This window comes from Seonamhaeicola marinus (assembly GCF_008085455.1).
The window spans coordinates 1213592-1238986 of sequence record NZ_VSDQ01000679.1 but is presented as its reverse complement, the minus strand read 5'-3'; the positions used below and the strand labels follow the sequence as shown (position 1 = coordinate 1238986).

At 33.9% G+C, this 25395-nt stretch carries 23 protein-coding genes and 1 tRNA gene; 6 read left to right on the top strand and 18 right to left on the bottom strand.

Annotation, left to right across the window (positions count from 1 at the left end; translation table 11 throughout):
* The first annotated feature begins 187 nt into the window (after window positions 1–187).
* Window positions 188–1642, top strand: a complete 1455-nt coding sequence (locus tag FUA24_RS16260; RefSeq protein WP_148544101.1) for a DUF3360 family protein — start codon at window positions 188–190, stop codon at window positions 1640–1642.
* A gap of 93 nt (window positions 1643–1735) precedes the next feature.
* Window positions 1736–2962, top strand: coding sequence for a porin family protein (locus tag FUA24_RS16255; RefSeq protein WP_148544100.1), 1227 nt, complete (start codon window positions 1736–1738; stop codon window positions 2960–2962).
* 52 nt (window positions 2963–3014) lie between these two features.
* Here the strand turns inward: FUA24_RS16255 and FUA24_RS16250 are convergent, their stop codons facing one another.
* From FUA24_RS16250 to porU, 11 genes are all read right to left on the bottom strand, one after another.
* On the bottom strand, window positions 3015–4091 hold the full coding sequence (locus FUA24_RS16250; protein ID WP_148544099.1) for a hypothetical protein: 1077 nt from the start codon (window positions 4089–4091) through the stop codon (window positions 3015–3017).
* Window positions 4092–4138: 47 nt separating this feature from the next.
* Entirely contained in the window at window positions 4139–4903 is a 765-nt protein-coding gene (locus FUA24_RS16245; RefSeq protein WP_148544098.1) for a hypothetical protein, read from the bottom strand.
* On the bottom strand, window positions 4890–5459 hold the full coding sequence (locus tag FUA24_RS16240; RefSeq protein ID WP_246147065.1) for an RNA polymerase sigma factor: 570 nt from the start codon (window positions 5457–5459) through the stop codon (window positions 4890–4892). Before FUA24_RS16240 ends, FUA24_RS16245 begins: the two co-directional genes overlap by 14 nt.
* Before the next feature lie 144 nt (window positions 5460–5603).
* Entirely contained in the window at window positions 5604–6239 is a 636-nt protein-coding gene (locus FUA24_RS16235; protein ID WP_148544096.1) for an HAD family hydrolase, read from the bottom strand.
* A 2-nt stretch (window positions 6240–6241) separates the two neighbouring features.
* A complete protein-coding gene (locus FUA24_RS16230; protein WP_148544095.1) occupies window positions 6242–6925 on the bottom strand; it encodes an SDR family NAD(P)-dependent oxidoreductase in 684 nt (227 codons plus the stop codon).
* Window positions 6918–7898 (bottom strand): M28 family peptidase, encoded by a 981-nt coding sequence (locus FUA24_RS16225; protein ID WP_148544094.1) that lies wholly within the window; start codon window positions 7896–7898, stop codon window positions 6918–6920. The genes FUA24_RS16230 and FUA24_RS16225 overlap by 8 nt, the downstream gene beginning before the upstream one ends.
* Before the next feature lie 101 nt (window positions 7899–7999).
* A complete protein-coding gene (locus tag FUA24_RS16220; RefSeq protein ID WP_148544093.1) occupies window positions 8000–9616 on the bottom strand; it encodes a pyruvate dehydrogenase complex dihydrolipoamide acetyltransferase in 1617 nt (538 codons plus the stop codon).
* A gap of 3 nt (window positions 9617–9619) precedes the next feature.
* Window positions 9620–10618: a pyruvate dehydrogenase (acetyl-transferring) E1 component subunit alpha gene (pdhA, locus tag FUA24_RS16215; protein WP_148544092.1), complete on the bottom strand. Its 999-nt coding sequence runs from the start codon at window positions 10616–10618 to the stop codon at window positions 9620–9622.
* Window positions 10619–10827: 209 nt separating this feature from the next.
* Complete coding sequence (gene cdd, locus FUA24_RS16210; RefSeq protein ID WP_148544091.1) at window positions 10828–11310, bottom strand: cytidine deaminase; 483 nt, start codon at window positions 11308–11310, stop codon at window positions 10828–10830.
* Between the two features lie 70 nt (window positions 11311–11380).
* Window positions 11381–12601 (bottom strand): type IX secretion system outer membrane channel protein PorV, encoded by a 1221-nt coding sequence (gene porV / locus FUA24_RS16205; protein WP_148544090.1) that lies wholly within the window; start codon window positions 12599–12601, stop codon window positions 11381–11383.
* A gap of 34 nt (window positions 12602–12635) precedes the next feature.
* Entirely contained in the window at window positions 12636–16517 is a 3882-nt protein-coding gene (gene porU, locus FUA24_RS16200) for a type IX secretion system sortase PorU (protein ID WP_148544089.1), read from the bottom strand.
* Between the two features lie 262 nt (window positions 16518–16779).
* Between porU and gldJ the strand changes: the two genes are divergently transcribed.
* A complete protein-coding gene (gene gldJ / locus FUA24_RS16195; protein WP_187388304.1) occupies window positions 16780–18474 on the top strand; it encodes a gliding motility lipoprotein GldJ in 1695 nt (564 codons plus the stop codon).
* A gap of 95 nt (window positions 18475–18569) precedes the next feature.
* Window positions 18570–19841: a UDP-N-acetylmuramoyl-tripeptide--D-alanyl-D-alanine ligase gene (locus FUA24_RS16190; protein WP_148544087.1), complete on the top strand. Its 1272-nt coding sequence runs from the start codon at window positions 18570–18572 to the stop codon at window positions 19839–19841.
* Between the two features lie 137 nt (window positions 19842–19978).
* Here the strand turns inward: FUA24_RS16190 and FUA24_RS16185 are convergent, their stop codons facing one another.
* On the bottom strand, window positions 19979–20752 hold the full coding sequence (locus FUA24_RS16185) for a LuxR C-terminal-related transcriptional regulator (RefSeq protein ID WP_148544086.1): 774 nt from the start codon (window positions 20750–20752) through the stop codon (window positions 19979–19981).
* Window positions 20753–20856: 104 nt separating this feature from the next.
* Complete coding sequence (locus FUA24_RS16180; RefSeq protein ID WP_148544085.1) at window positions 20857–21165, bottom strand: helix-turn-helix domain-containing protein; 309 nt, start codon at window positions 21163–21165, stop codon at window positions 20857–20859.
* 123 nt (window positions 21166–21288) lie between these two features.
* Between FUA24_RS16180 and FUA24_RS16175 the strand changes: the two genes are divergently transcribed.
* Entirely contained in the window at window positions 21289–21585 is a 297-nt protein-coding gene (locus tag FUA24_RS16175; RefSeq protein ID WP_148544084.1) for a hypothetical protein, read from the top strand.
* Window positions 21569–21784: a hypothetical protein gene (locus FUA24_RS16170; RefSeq protein ID WP_148544083.1), complete on the top strand. Its 216-nt coding sequence runs from the start codon at window positions 21569–21571 to the stop codon at window positions 21782–21784. The genes FUA24_RS16175 and FUA24_RS16170 overlap by 17 nt, the downstream gene beginning before the upstream one ends.
* Before the next feature lie 220 nt (window positions 21785–22004).
* On the opposite strand, the gene FUA24_RS16165 is transcribed toward FUA24_RS16170, so the two are convergent.
* The 5 genes from FUA24_RS16165 to FUA24_RS16145 all read right to left on the bottom strand — a co-directional run bounded on the left by FUA24_RS16165 (window position 22005) and on the right by FUA24_RS16145 (window position 25374).
* Window positions 22005–22082, bottom strand: a tRNA-Val gene (locus FUA24_RS16165).
* 83 nt (window positions 22083–22165) lie between these two features.
* Window positions 22166–23383, bottom strand: coding sequence for a bifunctional folylpolyglutamate synthase/dihydrofolate synthase (locus tag FUA24_RS16160; protein ID WP_148544082.1), 1218 nt, complete (start codon window positions 23381–23383; stop codon window positions 22166–22168).
* 2 nt (window positions 23384–23385) lie between these two features.
* Window positions 23386–24234 carry an energy transducer TonB gene (locus FUA24_RS16155; RefSeq protein ID WP_148544081.1) on the bottom strand — a complete coding sequence of 283 codons (849 nt, stop codon included), beginning with the start codon at window positions 24232–24234 and terminating at the stop codon, window positions 23386–23388.
* A gap of 32 nt (window positions 24235–24266) precedes the next feature.
* Window positions 24267–24662 carry an ExbD/TolR family protein gene (locus tag FUA24_RS16150; protein ID WP_148544080.1) on the bottom strand — a complete coding sequence of 132 codons (396 nt, stop codon included), beginning with the start codon at window positions 24660–24662 and terminating at the stop codon, window positions 24267–24269.
* Between the two features lies 1 nt (window position 24663).
* The gene (locus tag FUA24_RS16145; protein WP_148544079.1) at window positions 24664–25374 is read right to left on the bottom strand and encodes a MotA/TolQ/ExbB proton channel family protein; all 711 of its coding nucleotides are present in this window, start codon (window positions 25372–25374) and stop codon (window positions 24664–24666) included.
* Window positions 25375–25395: the final 21 nt, after the last annotated feature.

Sequence of the window (25395 nt, the reverse complement as noted above, 5' to 3'; positions counted from 1 at the left end):
TTACTCCAATTGCTATAGACTAAAAAACGGAGTAATACATCCGTAATCACTAAGAACATAGCACTATCTCTATGTTTTCGCTTATTAGCTTTAAGTTCATTTCTAAATAAAAGCTGACTTTTCTCATTTTAGTAACAGCTTATGCGCCATAGTTTTGCTTAAAATCGATACAGATTAATAAAGAAAAATGGCAACAACCGATAATAACTCTTATAAAGAAAAGCGCAAAAAGTCCAGCGAATTTAAAAACAGAGAAGACTATTTAGAACACGAATTATCAATAATGAACTTTAAAAGATGGAAAGTTCATTTGCCTTTTAGAGATTTCCACATAGAATTAGAAGATTGGGTTCCTGCTTTAGCAGCAACCATAGGCAAAGTTGTTATGGTTACAGCAATGGTAGCAGCTTTTGCAGCACAATTTGGACTGTCTGCCGAGTTTGTTGCTAAAAATGTACGTTACGAGCTATTAATTGCAGGAGGAATTTTTGTAATCATCTTCTCAGCAATTCTAAATCCAAGAGCCAATTTAGCAGGTACTCATGGCCCTATGATTCCATTAATACCCATAATTGCAGCAGCAGGAGGTCACCCTCTAGCTTTAGGTATTTTAATTGGTGTTTTTGGATTAACCCTAAGCATTACCAAAGGAGGATCCAAACTCATGGCCTTAACTGGTGTTGGGGTGCGTGGTGGTTTATTAATATATCTCGGCGCCGTTGGTTTAATTGGTCAAATTTCAAAGCTGGAGTCTTGGGCTAGTAATGTAAATGCCAGCACAGTTTCTTTTGTAGTTATTGGTGTAACGATTATCATTTATGCTTACTTAGCCAGAATTAAAAAAAGATGGTTAGCAATTCCATTATGTTCTGCTATCGCAGGGTTAATTGCATTTTCTATGGGTGTAGACTTTCAATTTTCAACTAAACCAGGGCTACCCCATATGAATCCATTTTGGTGGTGGGGAGAAAATACGGGATGGCAACTTGGCTGGCCTGATTTTGGGCACTTTGTTGCAGTAATACCATTCGCAATTTTAGCCGTAGCTATGTGGTCTCCAGACTATTTGGGACACAGAGTTTTTCAAGAATTAAACTACCCTAAAAAAGCTAAAAAAGTTCTCATGGATGTAGATGATACTATGACGGTTGCATCTATTCGGCAAGTTGTGGGTACCTTTTTAGGCGGTGGAAACATTGCATCTTCTTGGGGAACATATATGATTCCGGCAGCAATTGCCAAAAGACCTATTCCAGGTGGTGCCATATTAACAGCTTTATTATGCGTCTTAGCTGCTATTTTTGGTTATCCAATGGACTTAGCCATGTGGGAACCTGTATTAAGAGTAGCACTTATTGTCGGGGTGTTTTTACCTCTACTTGAGGCTGGAATGCAAATGATTAAAGAACATAACGATTCTTTAAGCGCGGGCACGTGCATATTTGCTTGTGCATTTGTAAACCCTGTGTTTGGTTGGGCACTTACTATGTTGCTAGACAACCTTGGTTTAATTGGAGATAGAGATAGAGCCAAAGGATTATCTTTAAAAGAAAAACTTATTATTCCTGGAATAATGTTTATCGTTTGCGTAGTTTCCTTAGCCCTTGTTGGTCAACTACCTGGTATTCCTGGAATTTTTTAATATCGCCCAAAACATTATTTACAATAGAAAGAAATATCTTTCATTATAAAGAAAAACAACATACATTTACCTCGAAAAAAAAATCATATATACATGAAGAAACTACTTCCTTTTATAGTTGTCCTTGCAGTATTCCAGTGCGGATATTCTCAAATTAATTTTGAAAAAGGTTATTTTATTAGCAACGATAATATAAAAACCGAATGCCTTATTAAAAACATTGATTGGAAAAATAATCCAACAACATTTAAATATAGGCTTTCCTTAAAAGGAGATATAAAAATTGCTGATATAGAATCAGTAAAAGAGTTTGGAATATATGACTTCTCAAAATATATAAGAGCAGAAATAAATATAGATAGATCTTCTGATGAAATTGAATATTTAAGTAGGCAAAAGGCACCAAAATTTAACAAAGAACAACTATTTTTAAAAGCTTTAGTAACTGGTAAGGCTAGTTTATATACTTATGAAGAGAGTGGTTTAGTTAGGTTCTTCTTCAGCAAAACTGATTTACCCATTGAGCAATTAGTATATAAAAGCTATCTAACCTCAGAAGATAAAGTTAGCTACAATAACCATTTTAGAGTACAGATATGGAATACTTTAAAATGTAATTCGATAAAAATGAATGACCTAAAGTATTTGAGATACGATGAAGAAGCTCTCACCCAAATATTTTTAAAGTATAATAATTGTAATAGACCTGTTAAAACTACAAACAATCTGGTTAAAAGTAAGGCAAAGAGATTCTTTATAAATATTAAACCAAGAATTAGTAATACCTCACTTGAAGTCACTAATATTAACAATGGAAGGTTTTATGACTTTGGGAGCACTACAAATTTTGAATTAGGCGTAGAATTTGAATCTGTATTTGCTTTTAACAGAAATAAATGGGCATTTGTTGGAGAGCTAAATTTTGGAAATTCGTTTAAAGGTGATCTTATAGAACCCTCTCCTACTTCAAGCTTAGATAAAAAAAGTAGTATAGATTATTCATCAATAGAAGTGGGCTTAGGTGGAAGACATTACATGTTTTTAAATGATAAATCTAAACTTTTTATCAATGTCTTTTATGTTCTAGATTTAGCAGGAAACTCAAAACTTACAGAAGAGACCATTGGAACATCGGATACTATTTCAAGTAGTGAAGTAAAAATAGAAAACAACTCATATACTGCAATTGGCCTGGGTTACAAATACAATAACAAATACAGTGTGGAATTCCGACTAGATAACTCGCACTCAATTTTCAACCCTCCAAGAAACTCTGAGTATACAGGAATCTCATTAATTTTGGGATATACCATATTATAAAATAAAAAGCTTCCTTTACAGGAAGCTTTTATGACTAACTCAAGCTATTAACTTAATCCATATCAAAGCGTACACCTAGTGATATGTTATTCTGATCTACCAACTGGTCTTTGAATATTGGAGACAAGTCATATTTAACATACAATGCCATATCTCCAAAAGCAATATAGCTGCTAATACCATAAACAAAATTAGTTGTATTTAAACCTCTTTTTTGCTTATCCTTAATACGTTCACCATCTAATCTATATTTTAACTTTTGGCGCGTACCAATATTAAAGCCTGCATATCCCCCTACGCCAATTTTAAACTTATTATGTGTAGAATATCTAAAATAGGTATCTCTTTCAATCTTTTTTGAAGGTCCAAATTCTAAATGCATTGGAAACACAAGATTGGTAATAGATAATTTAGACTTATCTAGATTCTCTGGGAATTCTTGTAACGTAGTTTGATTTCCTTCCTTTACAAAATACATGTTATCATCTGGTTTTAAGCCATTAATTTGAAAGGAATACCCATATTTAAAACGTACAAAGTTAGATTCCTTAAAAATACGCGTTTTCCAAGCCCAACCTAGCTCTAAAAAACGTGACCCACCAATTTTATATGGTGTATCGTCTAATCCTTGCCCGTCTATAAGTGCATTATTTAAACCAAAAGCTAAAACGAAATCACTTGTGGTTCTTCTATCATATTTTTTAGGCTTGTTCTTTTTACTAGTTTTAAACCTAATTATTTCGCCGTCCTCGGTTTTTATAGTAATCCCCTCTTCGTAATGATCTGTTGTTTCTATATCATACCCTTCCTCGTTTCTTGCTAGTAAGGCTATTTTACTATTTACAATAGCTATTCTATTTTCAATATTCAAGGCTCTCTTTTTCGCAGCTTCTTTTTTTAGAGCTTCAGCTTTCTCATTAGAAATTTCCTCATTTTCTAACCTTAAATTAATGGCTTCAACCTCGGTTTTTAAGAAATCTCGTTCTTCCTGTTTAATCTTCTCAATAGCCTCTTTAAGAGCTTCTATTTTGTCCTTGTTATTAATTTTCGGAATAGTGTCTTGTGCATTGATTAGTTGCACACTTACACACAGCACTAGTAGTGCCAAATAATTAGTAATAGTTCGCATAACTGTTCGTGCCCATATGGGCATTAATTAATGATTAATGATTTTTTTTATTCGTTACGGGTAGCAACTGCAGTTTTAACCGTACCGTAACTTTTTTTAAGCGCTTCAAACACTCTATTTCTAAAAGACTGATCTAATTCCTCTTCAACGTCTTGAAGCAAAGCATTAGCATCTACAATTCCAGTACTTTCGTCATAAAGTTTCTTAAAAGCTATTTCTTGTTGCGCCTGTTTTAAAAGCGCTTCAATTTCGGCTTCTGTTACTTTTTTGTTTTGTTCTTTCAGGTTATTAACTTTTGCAACAACCTCTTGTATTTTTTCCTCTTCAAAAGTGAATATCTTCTCTCGCTCCTTTAAAGCATCAACAGGTTCCAAATGCTCTACCACTGGTGTATTTTCAACTTTAGTATTAGCTGCAAGTTCAATTGAAGTAGGATTTAAGTCTATTTCTTGATTTTCTTCCATAAGAATAGGTGCTTTAATCTTTTCTTTAGTGGTCTTCACAATTACATGTTTCTCCTCTGGAGTTACCTCTAACAATTCCTGCTGCACTTCAACATTTTCCGTTTTTATTGGGTTGTCAACTACTTCTGGAACAATCTCTTCAGAAGTTCCATTGAAATATTGAAAAGCAACCAATAGTATCCCTATTACACTAGCAGCAATTCCCAACCACCAGTAAGATATTGTTTTTCCCTTTTGTTCTTCTGCATCTAATCGTTCGGCCAATTTATTCCAGGCTGCACTAGATGGCTGAATGGTTCTTTTTTCAAGCTGTTCCTTTACCTTACTATCAAATTTAACTGGTGCCATAGCTTGTTCTTGTTTTATTGGATTCTTTTAATTTCTCTTGAAGCATCTTACGTGCTTTAAACAACTGTGATTTTGATGTACCTTCAGTAATACAAAGCATATTAGCAATCTCATGATGCTTGTACCCTTCAATAGCATACATATTAAATACCATTTTATAGCCTTCAGGAAGCGAGTCTATATACTGCTGAATTTGAGCAACTTCTATTTCGGAGTTAATATTATTAACGGTTTCATTAGTACCATGAAAATCCTCTACACTAAATTCAACTTTTTTTTGTTGTCTCAGATACGAAATGGATTCTCTAACCATAATACGTCTTATCCACCCTTCAAAACTTCCTTCAGATTTAAAACTATTTAAATTGGAAAACACTTTGAAAAATCCGTTAAGCATCACCTCTTCGGCTTGTTGCAAATCTTTAACATAATACCTGCAAACGCTTAACATTTTTGGAGCATGCAACTCAAACAAAACGTGTTGCGCTTCACGATTGTTTTTTAAGGCTTTTTTAATTAAAGCCCGTTCATTTTTATGAAGTTGTATAACTTTCAAAAGTTTCATTTTGCTTTCTATAAATACAGACGCAACTTTTATGCAAATGGTTGCCCGAGAGAAAAAATTATTTTAATTCCCCGAATAAATACTTTTCAATTTAATGAAAATCAAAAAGTTAAAAACAAAATAAATTTTAAAATTTTACATAATGGAAAAAAGCTCATCCATACTATTAAAGGTTTTGGTTGCCAGAGCTTCCAACTCATTTTTATAATCGTGTTCGGTATAGCCAAACACATCAAAACCTCCTGCTTTAGCCGCCTTTACTCCAGAAACACTGTCTTCTATTACCAAACATTCCTCTGGCTTAAAGCCCATAGTTTCTGCTGCCCATAAAAACACATCTGGTTCTGGCTTCCACTTTTGAATAGCATAACAACTAAAGATATTATCTCCGAAATAAGGCAGTAATTCGGTAACTTCTAAATTAAGCCTTATTTTATTCTCTGGTCCACTAGAAGCTACACAGAATGGCAATTTGATATGTGCTAAGACTTCTTTTATTCCCTTAATAGGTTGAATTTCCTTTTTAAATGTTTCGAAAGTATTGGCTCTATAATCCTTTTCAAAATCTTCTGGTAATGGCTTGCCAATTTCATTAGAAATCAGTTCCATACAAGAATTTAGAGATTTTCCTTTTAAGGCAATTAGCGATTCTTTGAAATCAAACGTAGCGCCTAATTCATTGGCCATACGTACTAAAACACCAATAGCTATAGATTCACTATCTATTAAGACGCCATCGCAATCGAAAATAACACACTTGTATTTACTCATAATTAAGGGGTAGAATTTGAAACTTGAAGCATCTTACCGTTGTAGTACTTATTTCCAGTTAACGAAAAATCAAAAATATATTCCGCCATTTCTAATGCTGTAATAGGCGCTTGATACCCAGGAAAAGCCTCTTCTAACATTTCAGTTTGTACAGCGCCTAAGGCTAAAACATTAAAGCTTGGACCGTTTACTTTATATTCCTCAGCAAGCAATTCGGTTAAAGTAACCACAGCCCCTTTACTTGAACTGTAAGCTGCTAACCCAGGAAACTTCATGCTGCCTTGTACACCGCCCATAGAACTTATTGTTACTACATGACTTTTATTATTCATAAATGGTAAACACTTTCTAATCATTTCAGAAACACCAAAAACATTGGTTTTATAAACTTGTTCAAAATCGGCAATAGTGGTTTCTTCAAAAGGTTTATTTAATAGCATCCCTGCATTATTAATTAAAATATCTACCTTTTTAAATTTTAAATCTAAGAAGGTTTCTACTCTTTTATAATCTAACGGATTACTTAAATCAAATGGAAAAGTTGTAACATTAGGCAAGCCTAGTTCAAAAATTGGTTGTTCATTTCTAGACAATGCTAAGACTCTATGTCCAGCTTTTGAAAATAGCTTTACTAGCTCAAAACCAATACCTCTGCTTGTACCAGTGATAATAATATTTTTACTCATCAGTTATTTTAATTTCTTTTGATGGTGAATTTACCATGCCTTCTAAAGCAGGAATCATAGTATTTATAAAGTTTGTCATATGTTGATAATCCATTTTATCTGCCTCATCATCAACATGATGGTAATAGTCATAATTTGTAAAGTCGAACGTTGAAATAGCATGGGCTGGGATACCGAACTGTTCATAAAAAGGATAATTATCCGATCTCTTAAACAATCCATACCTTTTTGCCTGCGGAAAAAAACCAACTACCTTAGATTCTGCATATGCATTCAACTTACCAGCCATGTTAGACATATTATACCCTGTTATATACGATAAAGTTTTTCCATTGGCTCTTGGCACACCTATCATTTCAAAATTAATCATTGTATAAAGATCAAGACCTTTATTTTTTAATGCTTTAGCCAAGTGTTCAGAACCTTTTAACCCCTTTTCTTCAGCATCGTACAACGTGAAAAGTATACTCCGTTTATTTGATTTAGAATTAGAAAAATATTTCGCCCATTCCATTACAGCAACTGTTCCCGAAGCGTCATCATTAGCCCCATTTGCGATAGAATCTCCGTCCATTTCTAAAGCTGAACCAATATGATCATAGTGCGCACCAAGAATTACAAATTCTTTTTTTAATTCAAGATCACTACCTTCAATAAAACCAACAACGTTGTACCCAACAATATCATTAAGGTAAAAGCTATCTCTATAAGTTTTAAAATAAGGTTTTACATTATATTTCTTAAAATAGTTCTCTATGAAGATTGCCGCTTTTTCAATGCCTTCGGACCCTGTTTCTCTTCCTTTTAATTCGTCTGAAGCAAGAAATTCTAAACTTGTACGTACTTGATCTAATTCGGCAAGTTTTTTAACTGAGACACTTGTGAGTTCTTCTCCTTCGGAAGATGAAATAGATTTTGATGATTTGCAAGTTGTAAACAAGGCTAAAACACCAATAAAATATAGTTTATACATAATTAGACACTTTGAAGACTAAAGATAAAAAAACCTGTTCCAATAAGAACAGGTTTCATATTATATATTATTACAAGGCTCTGAATAACATTCAGAACTATTTATACTAACATTGTAACTGGATTCTCTATATATCCTTTTAAAGTTTGAAGGAATTGAGCACCAGTTGCACCATCTACAGTTCTATGATCACAAGCTAATGTTAATTTCATTGTATTACCTACAACTATTTGTCCATCTTTAACAACTGGTTTTTGTACTATTGCTCCAACAGACAAAATTGCAGAGTTTGGTTGATTGATAATAGATGTAAAATAATCTATACCGAACATACCTAAGTTAGACACTGTAAATGTACTTCCAGACATTTCATCTGGTGTTAATTTTTTGTTTCTAGCTTTACCTGCTAATTCTTTAACCTCAGCTCCAATTTGTGGTAAAGATTGCTCATTAGCAAAACGTACAACAGGAACTACTAATCCGTCAGGAACGGCAACAGCAACACCAATATGAACATGATTATTTAAGCGCATTTTATCATCAAACCACTGAGAGTTTACCTGAGGATGCTCTTTTAATGCTAACGCACATGCCTTAACTACCATATCATTAAATGATATTTTAGTATCAGGAATAGAGTTAAATTGTTTACGGAATGCAATAGCGTTATCCATATCAAATTCAACTGCTAAATAATAGTGAGGTGCAGAGAATTTAGATTTAGTTAAAGATCTTGCGATAGCCTTACGCATTTGAGAGTTAGGTACATCTTCAAAATCTTCTTGTCCTGTTGGCACATATTTACCAACAGCACCTGCTCCAGAACCTGGAACAAAATTCTCTATATCAAACTTAACAATACGTCCGTTTTCTCCGGTACCTGTAATATGATTAAGGTTTATTCCTCTCTCTTCAGCCATTTTCTTAGCTAAAGGCGAAACAAACACGCGTTCACCAGATTTTACAGGCTTTTTAGGCTTAGATTCCTTTTTAGCCTCTACCTTAGGTGCTGGTGCTTTTGATGCTTCAACTTTTGGCGCCTCAGCTTTTGGTGCTTCAGCAGGTGCAGCCACTTTAAAATTAGCAGCTACTCCAGAAACATCAGTTCCTGCAGGACCAATTATTGCTAAAAGGTCATCTACTTTTGCAGATTCTCCTTCTTCTAATCCAATGTAAAGTAATGTTCCCGATTGAAAAGATTCAAACTCCATTGTAGCTTTATCTGTTTCAATTTCAGCTAAAATATCGCCTTCCTCAACAGCATCACCTATTTTCTTAATCCAAAGTGCCACAGTCCCTTCCTCCATGGTATCACTTAAACGTGGCATTGTAACCACAACCACACCTTCAGGTAGTTCTTGTGCAGGAGCAGCTTCTTGCTTTTCTTCTGCTGGTGCAGATGCTTCAACAGCTGGAGTTTCTTTAACCTCTTCTGCTGCTGCAGGGGCACCACCACTTAATAAAGCTGAAATATCTTCACCTTCTTCACCAATAATGGCTAATAGTTCATCAACCTTAGTGGTTTCTCCTTCTTGAACTCCAATGTGTAACAATGTACCTTCATTGAACGATTCAAATTCCATTGTAGCTTTATCTGTTTCAATTTCAGCTAAAATGTCACCTTCTTCAATCTTATCTCCAACTTTTTTTAACCAACTCGCAACGGTACCTTCTTCCATGGTATCGCTTAAACGCGGCATGTTTACTACTATTGCCATACTTTATATTTTGTGTTGAATAAATGGATAGTCCTCTTGCTCATAAACCATATCGTAAAGTTGTTGTGTTTCAGGATATGGAGATTCCTCTGCGAATTGCTCACATTCTGAAACCTTAGCTTTAACGCGTTTATCTATCTCTTTAATCTCATCCTCAGTTGCATATTTCTTTTCTAAGATTACATCTTTAACCTGAGTAATAGGATCTATTTTTTTGTATTCTTCTACTTCGTCTTTTGTTCTATAGTGCTGAGCATCACTCATAGAGTGTCCTCTATAACGGTACGTCTTTAACTCTAAGAATGTTGGTCCGCCACCTTTTCTAGCTCTTTGAATTGCTTCATCAAAAGCTTCGGCAACTTTAACAGGATTCATTCCATCTACTGGTGCAGATGGCATTTCATAACCTAATCCTAATTTCCAAATATCATCATGATTAGCAGTACGCTCAACAGAAGTACCCATGGCATAACCGTTGTTTTCACAAACAAAAACAACTGGTAAATTCCAAAGCATTGCTAGGTTAAATGTTTCATGTAAAGAACCTTGTCTTGCGGCACCATCACCAAAACAACAAAGCGTTACTGCATCACTTCCGTGGTATTTATCTCCAAATGCAATACCTGCACCTAAAGGAATTTGCCCTCCAACAATACCGTGTCCACCATAAAAACGGTGTTCTTTAGAGAAAATGTGCATTGAACCTCCCATACCTTTAGAGGTACCAGTAGCTTTACCATATAACTCTGCCATCACACGTCTTGGATCTTCACCCATACCAATTGGCTGTACGTGATTTCTATAGGCAGTTATCATTTTGTCTTTTGTTAGATCCATTGCATGCAACGCCCCAGCTAATATAGCTTCTTGACCGTTATATAAATGAAGGAATCCTCTAACTTTTTGCTGAATATAAACTGCTGCTAGCTTGTCTTCAAACTTTCTCCAGAACAGCATATTTTCATACCAATTTAGGTATGTTTCTTTAGTGATCTTTTGCATCGACTTATGTTACGTTTTAAATAAGCGGATTACAAAAGTAATACTTTGCGTTTTATTGCAAAAACGTAATTTCAGGAAAGTACTAAAAAATGTCAAAAATCAGGCTCAAAACCAACTATTTTGGTTATTTACTAATTTTTTAATACGTTTTATATAGTATTTAAAATTTAGGGCTTTTTTAAAGACTCATTTTTATGAATTTAACCTAATTACAAAAAAGATTTATCGAACATTAGTGGCAATAAATCTGCCAAAGAATTAGATTTCACTACTTTACCTTTTTCTCCCATAAAATAAATTTCAATTGGAGCTTCTTGCATAATTTCATATTCGGCAATAGCTTGCCTACAGGCTCCACATGGCGGAATAGGCTCTGTAGTTAATTTGGTTGCAGATCCAGCAGTTAGCGCCATTTTTAACATTTTTGCATCAGGATATTTAGCATTGGCATAATATATAGCGGTTCTTTCTGCACACATTCCAGAAGGGTACGCTGCATTTTCCTGATTACTTCCGGTAATTACTTCTCCATTATCTAGTAATAATGCGGCTCCTACTAAAAAATTAGAATATGGGGCATAGGCTTTTTTCCTTGCTTCTGCTGCTTTAAGCATTAAGGCAGAAACATCCTCTGGTAAATCAGTTATGTCGTCATAGACATATAGTGTCGATTCTATTTTAATTTCTTTCATAGCAATTACTTTAGACAAAAAAACTATTGCTTTTGGCAATAGTTTTTATAATAATTGAATCTATTTTATTCTAATACTCTTGATATGCTCCTTCTCCAATATTAAAGGTTAAAGAAAAGCGAAGCGTATTTTCTAAAGGACTCTGAATTTTTGAAGCAGAAAACAAATATGATAAGTCTATATTTACAATACTTGCTTTAAAACCAGCTCCCAGGGCTAAAAACTTTCTGGCACCTTTGTCTTCACTTTCATTGAAATAACCTGCTCTAAATGCAAATGAGTCTTGGTATAAATATTCTACTCCTAAAGCCCATGTAAATTCCTTCATTTCTTCACTAAAACCATCGGGTGCATCTCCAAATGACTGAAACATACCAGCTAAAAAGCCTACATCTGGATCCTTACCTTCAACAATTATTGTTGGCTCATAACCAGCAGAATCTGGATTATTATTTTGCTCACCGTTTCCATCTGTATCAACATAACCATAAATAGGTGGTGTTGGAACTAATAACTTTGCTACTTCTGCAGTAACAGAGACTTTGTTATAATCATCAAAAATAAAGTCAAATCCAGCTCCTAAACGTAAGTTTGTTGGTTGAAAGTTTTCTTGACCAGCATCATCATATTTAAATTTAGGACCTATATTCTGAATAGCAAAACCAGCTCTCCAACGCCCATTAAAATCGGCATAAGCTTCTTCTTCACTTTGATAATACCCCGAAATATCTACTCCAAAGGTACTAGCAGGAGAAGAATCTCCATCTACACCATCTAATCTTAAATCTGATCTTAAGTAACGCATGGCAACAGACATTGCAAACTGGTCTGTTAAACGTAAAGCGTATGATGCATCTATTGTTAATTCATTTGGTCTTTGAATTAAGGCTTCCGAAAACTCATCGGCTACAAATTCTATATCACCTAATGAAAAGTATTTTAAGCTAGCAGCAAAAGCACTACGCTCATCTATACGATTAAAATACGTTACATTTCCTAAGAAAATATCATTTACTAATTTGCTTAAATACGGTGTATAACTTACGCCAATTCCAGATTTTGTCTCCGAAAATGCATACTTAGAAGAATTCCATTGTTGCGAGAATGCATCTACAGATGTAGCAACTCCCATATCTCCCATAGAAGCGGCTCTAGCGTCTGGTGCAATTAATAAAAATGGAACCCCTGTAGTTATAACTCTATTATCTTGATTGGGCAAAATCACGGTTTCTTGAGCAGTCAATTTCAACACAAATGAAAATGCCACTAAAAGCAATATTCGATTCCTCATAAGTAAGTTTTTGTTTAACAAATATAATTCTTTATTAGAGTATTACAAGTTTCTCTATCTTTTCTACCTTTTTATTTAGTTGATTTGAGCGTACTGTTAACTTATATACATACACGCCTTTTCCTATTTTAGCACCAAAATCATCTCTTCCATCCCAAACCATATCTCTAGACAATGAACTTGTAGATTTTAGCCCTCCACTTGTTTGTCCATTAATTGTTCTTACCAACTTACCAGACACAGTGAAGATCTGTATTGAAACGTCTAAAGGTTCTGAACTATTGTGATTGAACCAAAATTCAGTGTAATTTACAAAAGGATTCGGATAGTTTAGCACATTATCTATTACCAACTCCTGATTTTCATCGAATACCACAAATTGCAATTCTGCGGTTGAAGAGTTGTTATAGACATCCCAAGCTTTAAGTGTTAATGTATGCAGACCTGGTTCCAAATCTCTAAACGGAAAACTTACCACTCCTTTTTGAAAGTCATCTATTTCTGTTTGATAATAATCATTTAAAACAAAAGGATTTGTTTCATCTCCATCAATTATTGCTACAATATCATGCCCAATACCGCTTGCTGTGTTAATACCATTTATATCCTCCAACTTTGCGAGTAAAGTAGGCGATTCGTTGGTTATACCTCCAGACACAAAATTTTCATCATTCATAAATAAACTTATCACTGGCCCAATATTGTCTTCTTCCGCATTTTCATTTATTCCTCCTATTCTTATTTGATTTATACTGGCTCCTGCTTGATCTTCCAACAACTCCTCATTGTTAGCATAAAAACTAATTCTACCAAACCCAACTGGTACACCTATATCTTTAGGAACAACAAAATCAAATTCAAACTGACCGTTTGTTATAGAAGCCTGCCCTCTAAAAATGGTTTCTCCTAATGTTGTAAAATCTAACCTTACCACTTGTCCATTATTTACGGTACCATCATTTGCTAAGGTCTGTCTATTAATGGGTTTGTCGTAAATTGTAGCAGACAATGTTCCACTATAATTGGTTAGCAAATTTCCAGAAGGATCAATAACCTCTCCTGCTAATTTAACTCTACCCAATGCTTGAAGCGTATCTGTAGGTTGACTAATTGGTACGTCATTAACACTAGTAAGCCTAATATTTGGTTTTGGAAAAGCTAATTTCATAGCAGGGTCTCCTATAAAGAAAATTAACCTCCTTTGACTATTACTAGAAATTGAATTATCATTTTTTGCCAATCTAAGGGCTTCTGCCATAGACGGATATTCGTTATCCGAAAAATTATCGCTATCACTATAAGAAAACAAATATTCGCTTAGTATGTTATTGAAATCTATAGCAAAATTCACAAAAATCTGTCTTGTTGTAGTAATTAAACCAATAGCTCCAGCATCTTTATTCCAATAGGTAAATTCGCCTGCGGTTTGAATAAATGGGTTATCGAATTTTGTATATTCACAAGTAACAGTAACAAAGCAACTTAACTTACAAAAGTTTCTTAAGGCCTCTATGTCGGTTTTTTGAAATATACGTTCCTCTGCCAATCCATTCTCTCCACCATGTCCAAAATAATTCACCACAAGAGCGCCATTATCAATTGCATTTACGAACTCACTCGTTACATCTGGATACCTTTCTCCTCCTGCAGACGTTTCTTGCTGAAAAGCATCACTATGAATTTTTAGGGAATTAATGAACGGTTTTTCTTGGGTAACCAAATCCCCTATATCATCGGTTGTTTCCTGTAAAACGCCTTCCCAATCTTGATCTACATCATCTGAAACTAGCACAAAGTTATTTCTCCAACTCCCAAAAGATTCTTTTACATAGTATGACGCAATTTTATCTACCATTTCCTTAGCTCTCTGAGGGGTATCGGCAATAATTCTACCAACAGCTATATCTAATCTTTCACTAGGAAACATAGAGCCTTCATTAGCATCCATCATTCCGTAAAAATCATCGGAAACGAAAGAACCCGTTAAATTAAAACTGCTATAAGAATGCCAAGAAGGTACTATATTGGTATTATTTTGAATACGGTCTTTATAGTCAAAAGAACTATCTCCAAACAAACAGAGATATTTTATTCTATTTTCAGGAGTGCTAGCGTTGTCATAAACATACTTCACCAAATTCCTTATGGCTGCAACATCTTGGTTTCCAGTGCTAAATTCATTGTAAATTTGATTAAGCTCTAATACTTTTACATTTAAACCATATTGTTTTCTGTTTATTTCTGCTAAACGATCAGCTTGTGTTAACATATTAGCAGGAGATATGATTAAGTAATCTATATCTTGAAAATTCCCATTAGCATTTTGAAAAATGGTGCCTTTTATGTTCTGGTTAGCTATTGTTGTTTCTGAGTCCAGTTTAGGATCAAAATAATCGTTAGGTGCAACAGCCACATATTGTTTCAGGCTACCTAAATCTGCAGTAAAACTTAAATTAGAATCAGACGTTTCATTTACAAAGTTAGACACATTATATATGTCTGTTACATCCCATATTTCGGAAATACCAGAGGCATCAGAAATCGTATATTGCCCAATTCCAGAAGAAACTACAACATTGTTGTTTTTGAATTGAAATTGTTTTCCATAAAATTTTAAAGCTCTTTCTGCTTCAATTGAAATATAATCTAGATATCCAACTGCACTAGGGTTTCCCAAATTATTATAATTCAGTCCTACTTCTATCTTATCCGAATTAACATTTACATTTCCAACAAAACTATTTTCCCGTGCTAAAAAGGAACCAGATGAAGCACCTAAATTTAATGATGCAACATTTACCGTATTAACATTTACCTCCATTGTAGTGGCAGTACTAGAAGTTGAAGCTACATATACCTTTAAAAAAATTGGCTGTGTGGTTACTAAGTCTGGAATATCAAAAACAAATATTTTATTTGCTTCAATATCAAACTTATCCCCAAACCATCGTCTTCCAAGAAATGCTATATTTTGTTCATCTTTTTCATAAAACTGATAATCGTGATACGTGTTAATAGCTAAGTCTACTGCCCCTTCTGGCTGGTTAAAATTTGAAATGCGTTTTCCAAATCCAGAACTTACGTTTAAATAGTAATACGTCTTATCTGTATAACAATTAATGTTAGTGTTACTTTCTTGACTAAATTCCCTTGGACCTTGAGCGTAAAACAAGATGTAATCTTCATTATTAAAAACACCGTCTTGCTCTCCAACAAATTTAATAGCGTTTTCCATCACATCAAAAGGGTAAGGTTCTGCATTTGCAAACGGTATCATTCTTCCACCATTACCATAGAGCTTAATGGTTCTTGGATCTACGTTATTTACATCTACACCTAATCTGTTTAAAAAGCTTTTTGATAATCTAAAAACCCCTGTGGTATCAACATAAAATTTATACCACTGCCCAGAACTGAGCACTGAGTTACTAATAACCTTAGATGTTTTAAACCCAGTTTTTGATGAAACCCTTGCTTGATTTCCTTTGGAATAAGAAATTGTAAAAGAGACTACCTTTTTTAGATTACCATTTGCATCTTTAATAATTGGAGATAATTGAAAAAACACAGATTGTTTTCCCCTTGCAGTTGAATTTCTAAGGCTAAATTTTAGCTCTTGAGAAACAAGATTTGTATCTAAATCCAGTAATTCATTTTGAGACATTGAGGAATAGCGAACATTTATAACTCTGAGGGAAGACTCATTAATAGTTCCGACCTCGTCCCATTGATCTGTAAATAGCAAGCCTTCATTAAAATTAAAGGCTAAATTCTTCTTATTGAATGAAGGAATTTTAAGTTTATAATTAGTACTAGATATCGTTTTTATGCCATTCCAAACTATATCATATGACTTTTGTTGAGCATAACCGATGGTAACAACAACTAAAAAAACTAGTAAAATTTTCTTTTTCATTAGCTAAATAACGCTTTTAAAAACGTGATAGTATTTAAAAATCTACAATTTTAGATATATAAACAAAAATACAATAATAAATTAGTTAACCACACGTTATTATAAGGCGAAACAATGGCTAAAACGGTGAAAAACATCGATAAAAAGCATCAAAAAAAGGGTGAAATACACATTTTTTTGGTTAAAATGCAAAAAACAGCTTGCGTTATTAGGTTTAATTCTTATATTGCAGCACCAAAATATTATTAGCTTACTTAAACTTATGTATATGAAAAAAGTAGTAGCATTCAAGATTCTATTAGTTCTTGCCTTAACGGTAGTTACAACTGGATGTAAAAAATCTTCGAGTTCAAAGAACACCTCAAGAGCTACTGGATGGCAAATTAATTCTAGAGAAGGTGGTTTTCAATACAACACCAACTTTAGAGAACAAGAAACTGCCCCAGGTTTAGTTTTTATTGAAGGAGGAACATTTACCAAAGGTCGTGTTCAGGATGACGTAATGCATGATTGGAATAACAGTCCAACACAACAACATGTTCAGTCATTCTACATGGATGAAACAGAGGTAACAAATGCCATGTATATGGAATACCTTGATTGGATTAAAAGAGTTTACCCACCTTCTGAAGAAAACTTTAGAGCTATATATCATGGCGCCTTACCAGATACTTTAGTTTGGAGAAACAGATTAGGATTTAACGAGGTTATGACTGAGAACTACTTACGTCACCCAGGTTATGGAGAATACCCTGTTGTTGGTGTAAGCTGGATTCAGGCTGTTGAGTTTGCTAACTGGAGATCTGACCGTGTAAATGAGTATAATTTAGAAAGAGCTGGATACTTAAAGCGTGATGCTAAGGTAACCGATGTAAATTCAGAATCTACATTTAATACAGACACTTATATTAACGCACCTACGTTGACTTACGGTGGAAACGAAGAAGTTATTAATGGAGATGGCAGAAGTAGAAGAAATGTTCAAACCGATGCAGACGGGAATGAAACTGGTATATACGCTACTAGAGAAACTGGTTTAATTTCTCCTAAATACAGACTTCCAACAGAAACTGAGTGGGAATATGCAGCTTTAGGTTTAAGCGAATTAAGAAGCTACAATCTATACAGAGGTAGAAAAAAATATCCTTGGGATGGTCAATATACACGTAATGGAAGTAGAAAATACCGTGGTGATCAATTGGCTAACTTTAAGCAAGGAAAAGGTGATTACGGTGGAATTGCTGGATGGTCTGATGATGGTGCAGATATTACAAATGCTGTAAAATCTTATGCTCCTAATGATTTTGGACTGTATGACATGGCAGGAAATGTTGCCGAGTGGGTAGCAGACGTTTATAGACCTATAGTTGATGATGAGTTTAATGACTTTAACTACTATCGTGGTAATGTTTATACTAAAAATGCTATTAATGAAGATGGAACAGTTAAAGTTGTAACTATAGATGATATTAAATATGATACACTTCCAAATGGTAAAGTTATTGCTAGAGACTTACCAGGTGAAATTGTACAGGTTCCAATTGACGAGAACGAAACTTATCTACGTACAAACTTTGACAGAAGTAATGAAATAAACTTTAGAGATGGAGACAAGCGTTCTTCTCGTTACTATGAGAGTTTTAATGATGAAGATGTTGATGGAGAAAAGAAAAATTCTGATACAAGAAAAATGTATAACTCTCCAAAGCATACTATCACCAGAGATGAAGATGGAAACATTGTTAGAGAATACGATAAGGACAACAACAGAACATCTTTAATAAACGATGAAGTAAGAGTTTACAAAGGTGGATCTTGGAAAGATAGAGAGTACTGGTTAGACCCTGCTCAAAGACGTTATTTCCCTCAAGATATGGCTACAGACTACATCGGTTTTAGATGTGCAATGTCTCGTGTTGGATCTAAATCTAAAGTAAAAAACAAAACCAAGAACTAGAGTTTATTAGTTTCATAAAGATTAAAAAAGTCCTAACTATTAATAGTTAGGACTTTTTTTTTACTTTTAATTTTTCATTATTTTAATTTCTAAATTTGAAGACAGAACAACTACACAAGCTTTTTCTAGAGTGTAAAAAAGCCAACACAGATACCAGAAAAATTGAAGAAAATGATATGTTTTTTGCCTTAAAAGGCGAAAACTTTAACGGTAATACATACGCAATACAAGCTATTGAAAAAGGCGCCAAATACGCAATTATTGATGAAGACATTGATACTGCAAACAGCTCCCAAATCATTAAAGTAGATAATGTCTTAGAAAGCCTTCAAGAGTTAGCTTCCTACCACAGATCATTCTTGAGTATTCCCGTAATTGCGCTAACTGGAAGTAATGGAAAAACCACTACCAAAGAACTTATAAACACCGTATTATCTCAAAAATACAGCACCACAGCAACCGTTGGCAACCTTAACAATCATATAGGAGTTCCATTAACATTATTATCAATGACTTCTAAAACAGAAATTGGAATTGTTGAAATGGGGGCTAACCACCAGAAAGAAATTGAATTTCTATGCAACATTGCGAAACCGGATTATGGGTACATAACTAATTTTGGAAAAGCACATTTAGAAGGCTTTGGCGGTGTTGAAGGGGTCATTAAAGGCAAGAGTGAAATGTATGATTACCTCATCTCCAATAATAAAACTGTATTTGTAAACGCTAATGACCCAATACAAATAGAGAAAACAAAGCATGCCAAAACGTATAGCTTTGGAAACGAAGACTCCGTAGTCCACACCTCTTTAATAAGTGCGCTTCCCAATGTAAAAGTTAACTATAACAATGTAACTATAGAAAGCCATCTTATTGGAGCGTACAACTACAATAACATAGCCGTTGCCATAACTGTTGGCACTTACTTTAAAGTTGATGATAAGGCTATAAAGAACGCCATTGCAACCTATATACCCACCAATAACAGGTCTCAAATAATAAAAAGGGATAGTAATAAGATAATTTTAGATGCTTACAATGCAAACCCAACAAGCATGAAAGCTGCTTTATTAAATTTAGAAAAACAATCCGGTTACAAAATTGCAATTATGGGAGACATGTTCGAATTAGGCAAAGAGGCTGAATACGAACATAATTACATTACAGATTTGGCTATTTCCCTTAATATTGATAAGCTCATAATAGTTGGAGAAAACTTCTTTAATACCACTCCAAACTCATCTAATTTATCGAAATATCAACTATTTGAAGATTTCAAAGCAAGCTTTGACTTATCTCAGATTAAGGATGCTACTATATTAATTAAAGGCTCCAGAGGAATGGCTTTAGAACGTACGTTAGAATAATAAAAAAGTGTTGCTCCAATTTTAAAATCAAATTGTCACAACACTTTTATTCGTTCTCCCTAAGAACTAAATTAATAGCAAAGTAAATTTCGTTAAATAGATTAAATAAAACAATACTCAATTTGAGTATTATAGGGTTAAATAAGTGTATTATTACTGCTTTTTAAAAGCGCTACAAGCTCTCCTGTTGAAGTTAACTTTAACTTTTTAAGAATATTACGTCTATGAGTATCTACCGTATGAGAGCTTATATTGAGTCTTTCCGCAATCTCTTTACTCGATTTTTTTAACAAGAGTAGCCTTATAATATCTCGCTCTCTATTACTTATGCCATCGGTTAAAAGTTTTTGAGAAAAATTATTGAAATACTTTGTTTCATATTCACTCTTATCATTTAACAATTTAGCCGTGGCGGTAATATCTAACTTAATTTGTGACTCTAAGACGGTATAATGTGCTAAACCTATAATTGGTTTTAAACTAGAATCTAGGGTTAGTGGTGTTGTATTTTGAATAATATTCACATAATTATTATCTGCATTTTTAAACCTATAGTTCCAGGTATAACTCATTTGCTTGCGCTCTTCTTTCGGTATAGCGTCTAAAGTAAACTTCATTAAATCATTAAGCGCATTTAGCCATGGTTCTACATCATCTGGGTGGATTCTTTCCCAAAACTGCTTCATTCCTCCTTTAAAAAAAGCAGCTCTGTCTAACCCTAAGCAAGAGCTCATATTTTTACTCACATATTCAAAAGACAAATCTTTTGTATTTGTAACACAAAAGAATGTAGAGTTATAAGGCCAAAAGGCGTCAAGTTCTATAATTTTTTGAATATGATCTTCTAGAGAAGGATTATCATAAGATTCAAAAATATCTTGATATGTATTTTTAATATCCCTAAGTAACATGTGCCAACAATTCTACCTAAAGTTAATGAAAAGAATGTTATAGGTATTTGACATGCCTTAATTCAAAACCATTCAAAATAGACAAAACCTTATGAATAAACAGGTTAACTAGGCAATTTCTCCTTAAGCTCTTGAAGTAAACCCTCTATTTTTTCAATAATTTGTTCGTTATTTAAAATAGCCTTATACTCCTCAGGATTCTCTTTAACCATAGCATCATCATCTCTTAAAAGCCAGTTAAGATCGGCTTCTGGGAATTCTTTAATAATTTTGGTTAAAAAGTCTATTGATATTTTTTTTCCATTTACATATTGAGAAAGTTGACTGTAGTTCATATCAAACTTCACCGCTAAATCTGACAATTTACTATACTTGGTTTTTATTAATTGCCTTAGTTTCTCCTCAAAAGTCATACAAAAAACATTTATAATACACAAATAAGTATATTTTTTAATTTTTATTTAATTATTTATATATTTGTGTGTAAATTCACTCGTGCTGTAAGTTTACTCAAATAACACAAATTTAAACAAGTTATGACAAATTTAAACAAATTGTATGCATTATATGATATAAGTCGTTCCTCTGCCCAAGAGGCTCTAAAAGATTTATTAATAAATCACCTACCCAAAGAATACACCAACAAAGTCATTAAAAAACTTGAGCAGGAAGGTGTTATTGTTGATTCTCAAACTATAAGAAACACTAAAGCTGGTCTTATAAAAAACATTCTAATTTTTAATTCAATTATAGAAATAGCAAAAGAGCACAAAACACTCTCAAATCGGTTAAAAAAAAACTTATTGAAAACGAAAAATGAAACGGAAAAATAAACATCGAAATAAAATAGAAAAGAATATAGCTAGCATTTTCAAAAATGATTCTAACGCAGAAATTAATGACTTAACCATTTCTACCAATGAACCATTAGTTAAACAACAGATCATTCTTTTAGCCAAACTTTGCGAAAGTACTCCATTAAATACATCGCTTATATCTTCTGGCGGCAAAATTGTTATAGAGTTCTGGTAATTAAAGCCCTTTCCTCAACTATACAACCTATAACCGTTTAAATTAAAGCTTTTGAATTGTTGTTCAATTAGCTCCAAGCCTAAACAAAACTTCTCTCAAACGTTTAGGTTAGGAGCTATTTTAGTTTACGCCATGTAAATTTGAAAATCATCTTATACTTAAGACTAAATTGGGAATTATAATAGCATAAAAAAAGTCTGCTTAAAAGCAGACTTTTTTTTGGTGGGCGCGAAGGGATTCGAACCCCTGACCCCTTGGGTGTAAACCAAGTGCTCTGAACCAACTGAGCTACGCGCCCTAATGTTATACAATCGTTATGTGTGATTGCGGGTGCAAATATAACCTAGTTTTTAATTCTGCAAAAACTTTTTTAAAAAAATTTTAAATTATTTCTGCAACTACAAAAGTACTACCGCCTATAAAAACAAAATCGTTTACCGATGAATTATCTAAAGCGGCTTTATAGGCTTCATTTACAGAATTGTATACATCCCCTTTTAAATTATGCCCCTCAAAATAGGCTTTTAGCGCCTCGGCAGGTAATGCTCTAGAAATTTTTGCATTACAGAAATAATAAACTGCCTTTTTTGGAAATAAGTCTATTATTGAGTCCAAATCTTTGTCGTTAACTACTCCCAAAACTATATGTAGATTGTCAAAACCTTCTTTTAATAACTGCTCCATAACATAAGTTAAGCCTTCTTTGTTATGTCCAGTATCACAAACCACCTTTGGATGTTGTCTCAAAATCTGCCAACGTCCTAAAAGCCCAGTATTATTAACAACATGTAATAATCCTTTTTCAACATTGCTATCAGAAATCTTAAAGCCTTTAAGTTTTAATTCTTCAATTGCCTGAAGCGCAGTTTTTATATTTTTAAATTGATAACCTCCTTTTAAATCGCTTTGCAAGCCTGTTTCAACAACTTTATCGGCAAATACAATCTTAGAATCATTCTGTTTTGCAAGATGTCTAAAAACCTTTTCCGTTTCTTTTTGAGTCTCTCCAATGACCACAGGAATTCTGGGCTTAATAATACCTCCTTTTTCTCCAGCAATTTTTTCTAAAGTATTCCCTAAAAACTTGGTATGATCTAATCCTATGTTGGTAATTACAGATACTTCTGGTGTTATTACGTTGGTTGAATCTAATCTACCTCCCAAACCAACTTCAATCACTGCAATATCCACCTTTTTCTTTGAAAAGTACTCAAACGCCATACCTACAGTCATTTCAAAAAAGGACAGCTGGTTCTCCTCAAAGAAAAGTTTATTTCGCTTTATAAAACCTATAACAAACTGTTTACTGACTACCTTTCCGTTAATTTTAATGCGTTCTCTAAAATCCTTTAGGTGTGGTGAGGTATAGAGCCCTACTTTGTAACCAGCTTCTTGTAAAACAGAAGCTAACATATGGCTGGTAGAACCTTTACCATTAGTTCCAGCAACATGTAAAGATTTAAAATCTCTATGCGGATTTTTTAAATGCTCCACCAATAAATGCGTATTACTTAAATCTGCTTTGTAGGCAGATTTACCTTCACGCTGGTACATTGGGAGTTGTTTAAACATCCAATTAACAGTATCTAAATAAGTCATTATTATTGCCCTAATTTGAAGTTTACCTTAACAAAACCAATCTGTTTTGCAGGGGCTTTAGAATCTGGTCTCCATTTATGAGATAATGCTATCTTTTTTGCAGGCTCTAACAAACATTGAGCATTGTTGGTCGTTCCTTTAACCCCAGGAACCGCTTCTATTACATTACCACTCCTATTTACAACAATTCTAACGATAACCATTCCTGATTCATTACAATCTTGTTTCATGGTTCTATATGACGCTTTCCCTCGCCCGTTTAATCCGTAGCCAACGCCTCCGCTTCCAGACCCAGGAGCTCCAAAATAGCTAGGCGCATACGGATCTCCGTTTAACTGCCCTTTATCTCCAGACCTATCGTCGTTGCCCTCTCCTCCTGTTTCTTTACCATCCGATTTACTAACACCACCAATTAAAGCATCTAGCTTCCTCTTTTTCTCTTCTTTTTCTCTCTTTTCTTTAGCTATTCTTTCTGCTTCGGCCTTTGCTTTGGCTTCTGCAATTGCTTTTGCCTTGGCCTCGGCTTCTTTTTGCTTTCTGATAGCTATGGCCTCTTCACTCTCTTGTGTTAATACTTCTTCTTTTACCTCCGAAGCTTTTGTAGGCTCAGGTTCCGAAACATCTGGTTGAGATGGCCTATCTATTTTATTTGGTTCTGATTTTACAGGTTCTTTGGGTTGCACATTACCTCTACCGTAGTTAGATGTTCCAAAGTTAACGGCAACACCGTATTCCTCTGGCTGTTTATCTTCGCATCCCTTTACAACAAACATAAGCAACAGCAAAATTATCGTAATAAGCGTTGTAATTTTCGCCGAATTAATCTCATGTTTTGTTTTAAAGTACCTCACTACAATATATCTTAATGAAACTGATCATCTAACTATTTGCTAGACTTAACCGCCAACGTAGATTTTATTCTATTTCTATTCGCAATATCCATAATGTAAACCACATGTTTCATTTCAACGTCTTGATCTGACCTTATTGTGATTGAAGATGTACTACTTCCTTCCATAGCCTTTAGAATAGCCGACTCTAACTGGCTCTTGGCTACCATTTTCATATCTACAAAGTATTGGTGCTTCTTATTTACACTTACCGAAACATTCTTTACCTGAGTGGTTTTACTTGAAGATTTTGGAAGTAATAGGTCTATGGCTTCAGCCGAAACTAAGGTTGAAGCTATCATGAAAAAGATTAACAACAAGAATACAATATCTGTCATAGAAGACATATTGAATTCTGGTGTAACTTTATTTCTACCTCTAAAGTTCATATTAGATAGGCTCGTTTAAGTGATCCAAGAACTCTAACGAATTAGCTTCCATTTGATAAACTACTTTATCTGTTTTAACTACCAAATGATTATAAGCTATATACCCTACAATACCAACAATTAAACCAGCTACTGTGGTAGTCATTGCTGTATATAAACCACCCGCTAAAACATCCATTTGTATTGAACCACCAGCATTGGCAAGTTCAAAAATTGCTAAGATCATACCAACAACAGTTCCTAAGAATCCTATCATTGGTGCAGCTCCAGAAATAGTTGCTAAAATACTAACGTTTTTTTCAAGACCGTAAATCTCTAAACGTCCAGCATTTTCTATAGCTGTATTTATATCTGCCAAAGGCTTTCCTATTCGTGTAATACCTTTTGCAATTAATCTAGAAACTGGAGAATTAACTTGAGCACAAAGCATTTGAGCAGAATCAATTTTACCATTACTTACATGATCCTTAATTTGATTCATAAAATTAGCATCTATTTTTGATGCGGCTTTTATTGCAAATAATCTTTCAAAATAGATATAAGTGGCCGCAACTAAAAGTATAAATAGAATACCAATAATAATTTGACCTGCAGTACCTCCGCTTGTAATTAATTCTATAATTGAAAGGCTCTTTTCTACGGCTTCGCCATCTGCCAAACCTTCGGCAGTTTCTTGGGTGTTGTTTTGTAAAATAAGTAAATTAAATAGCATAAATAATTGATTTATTGCAAC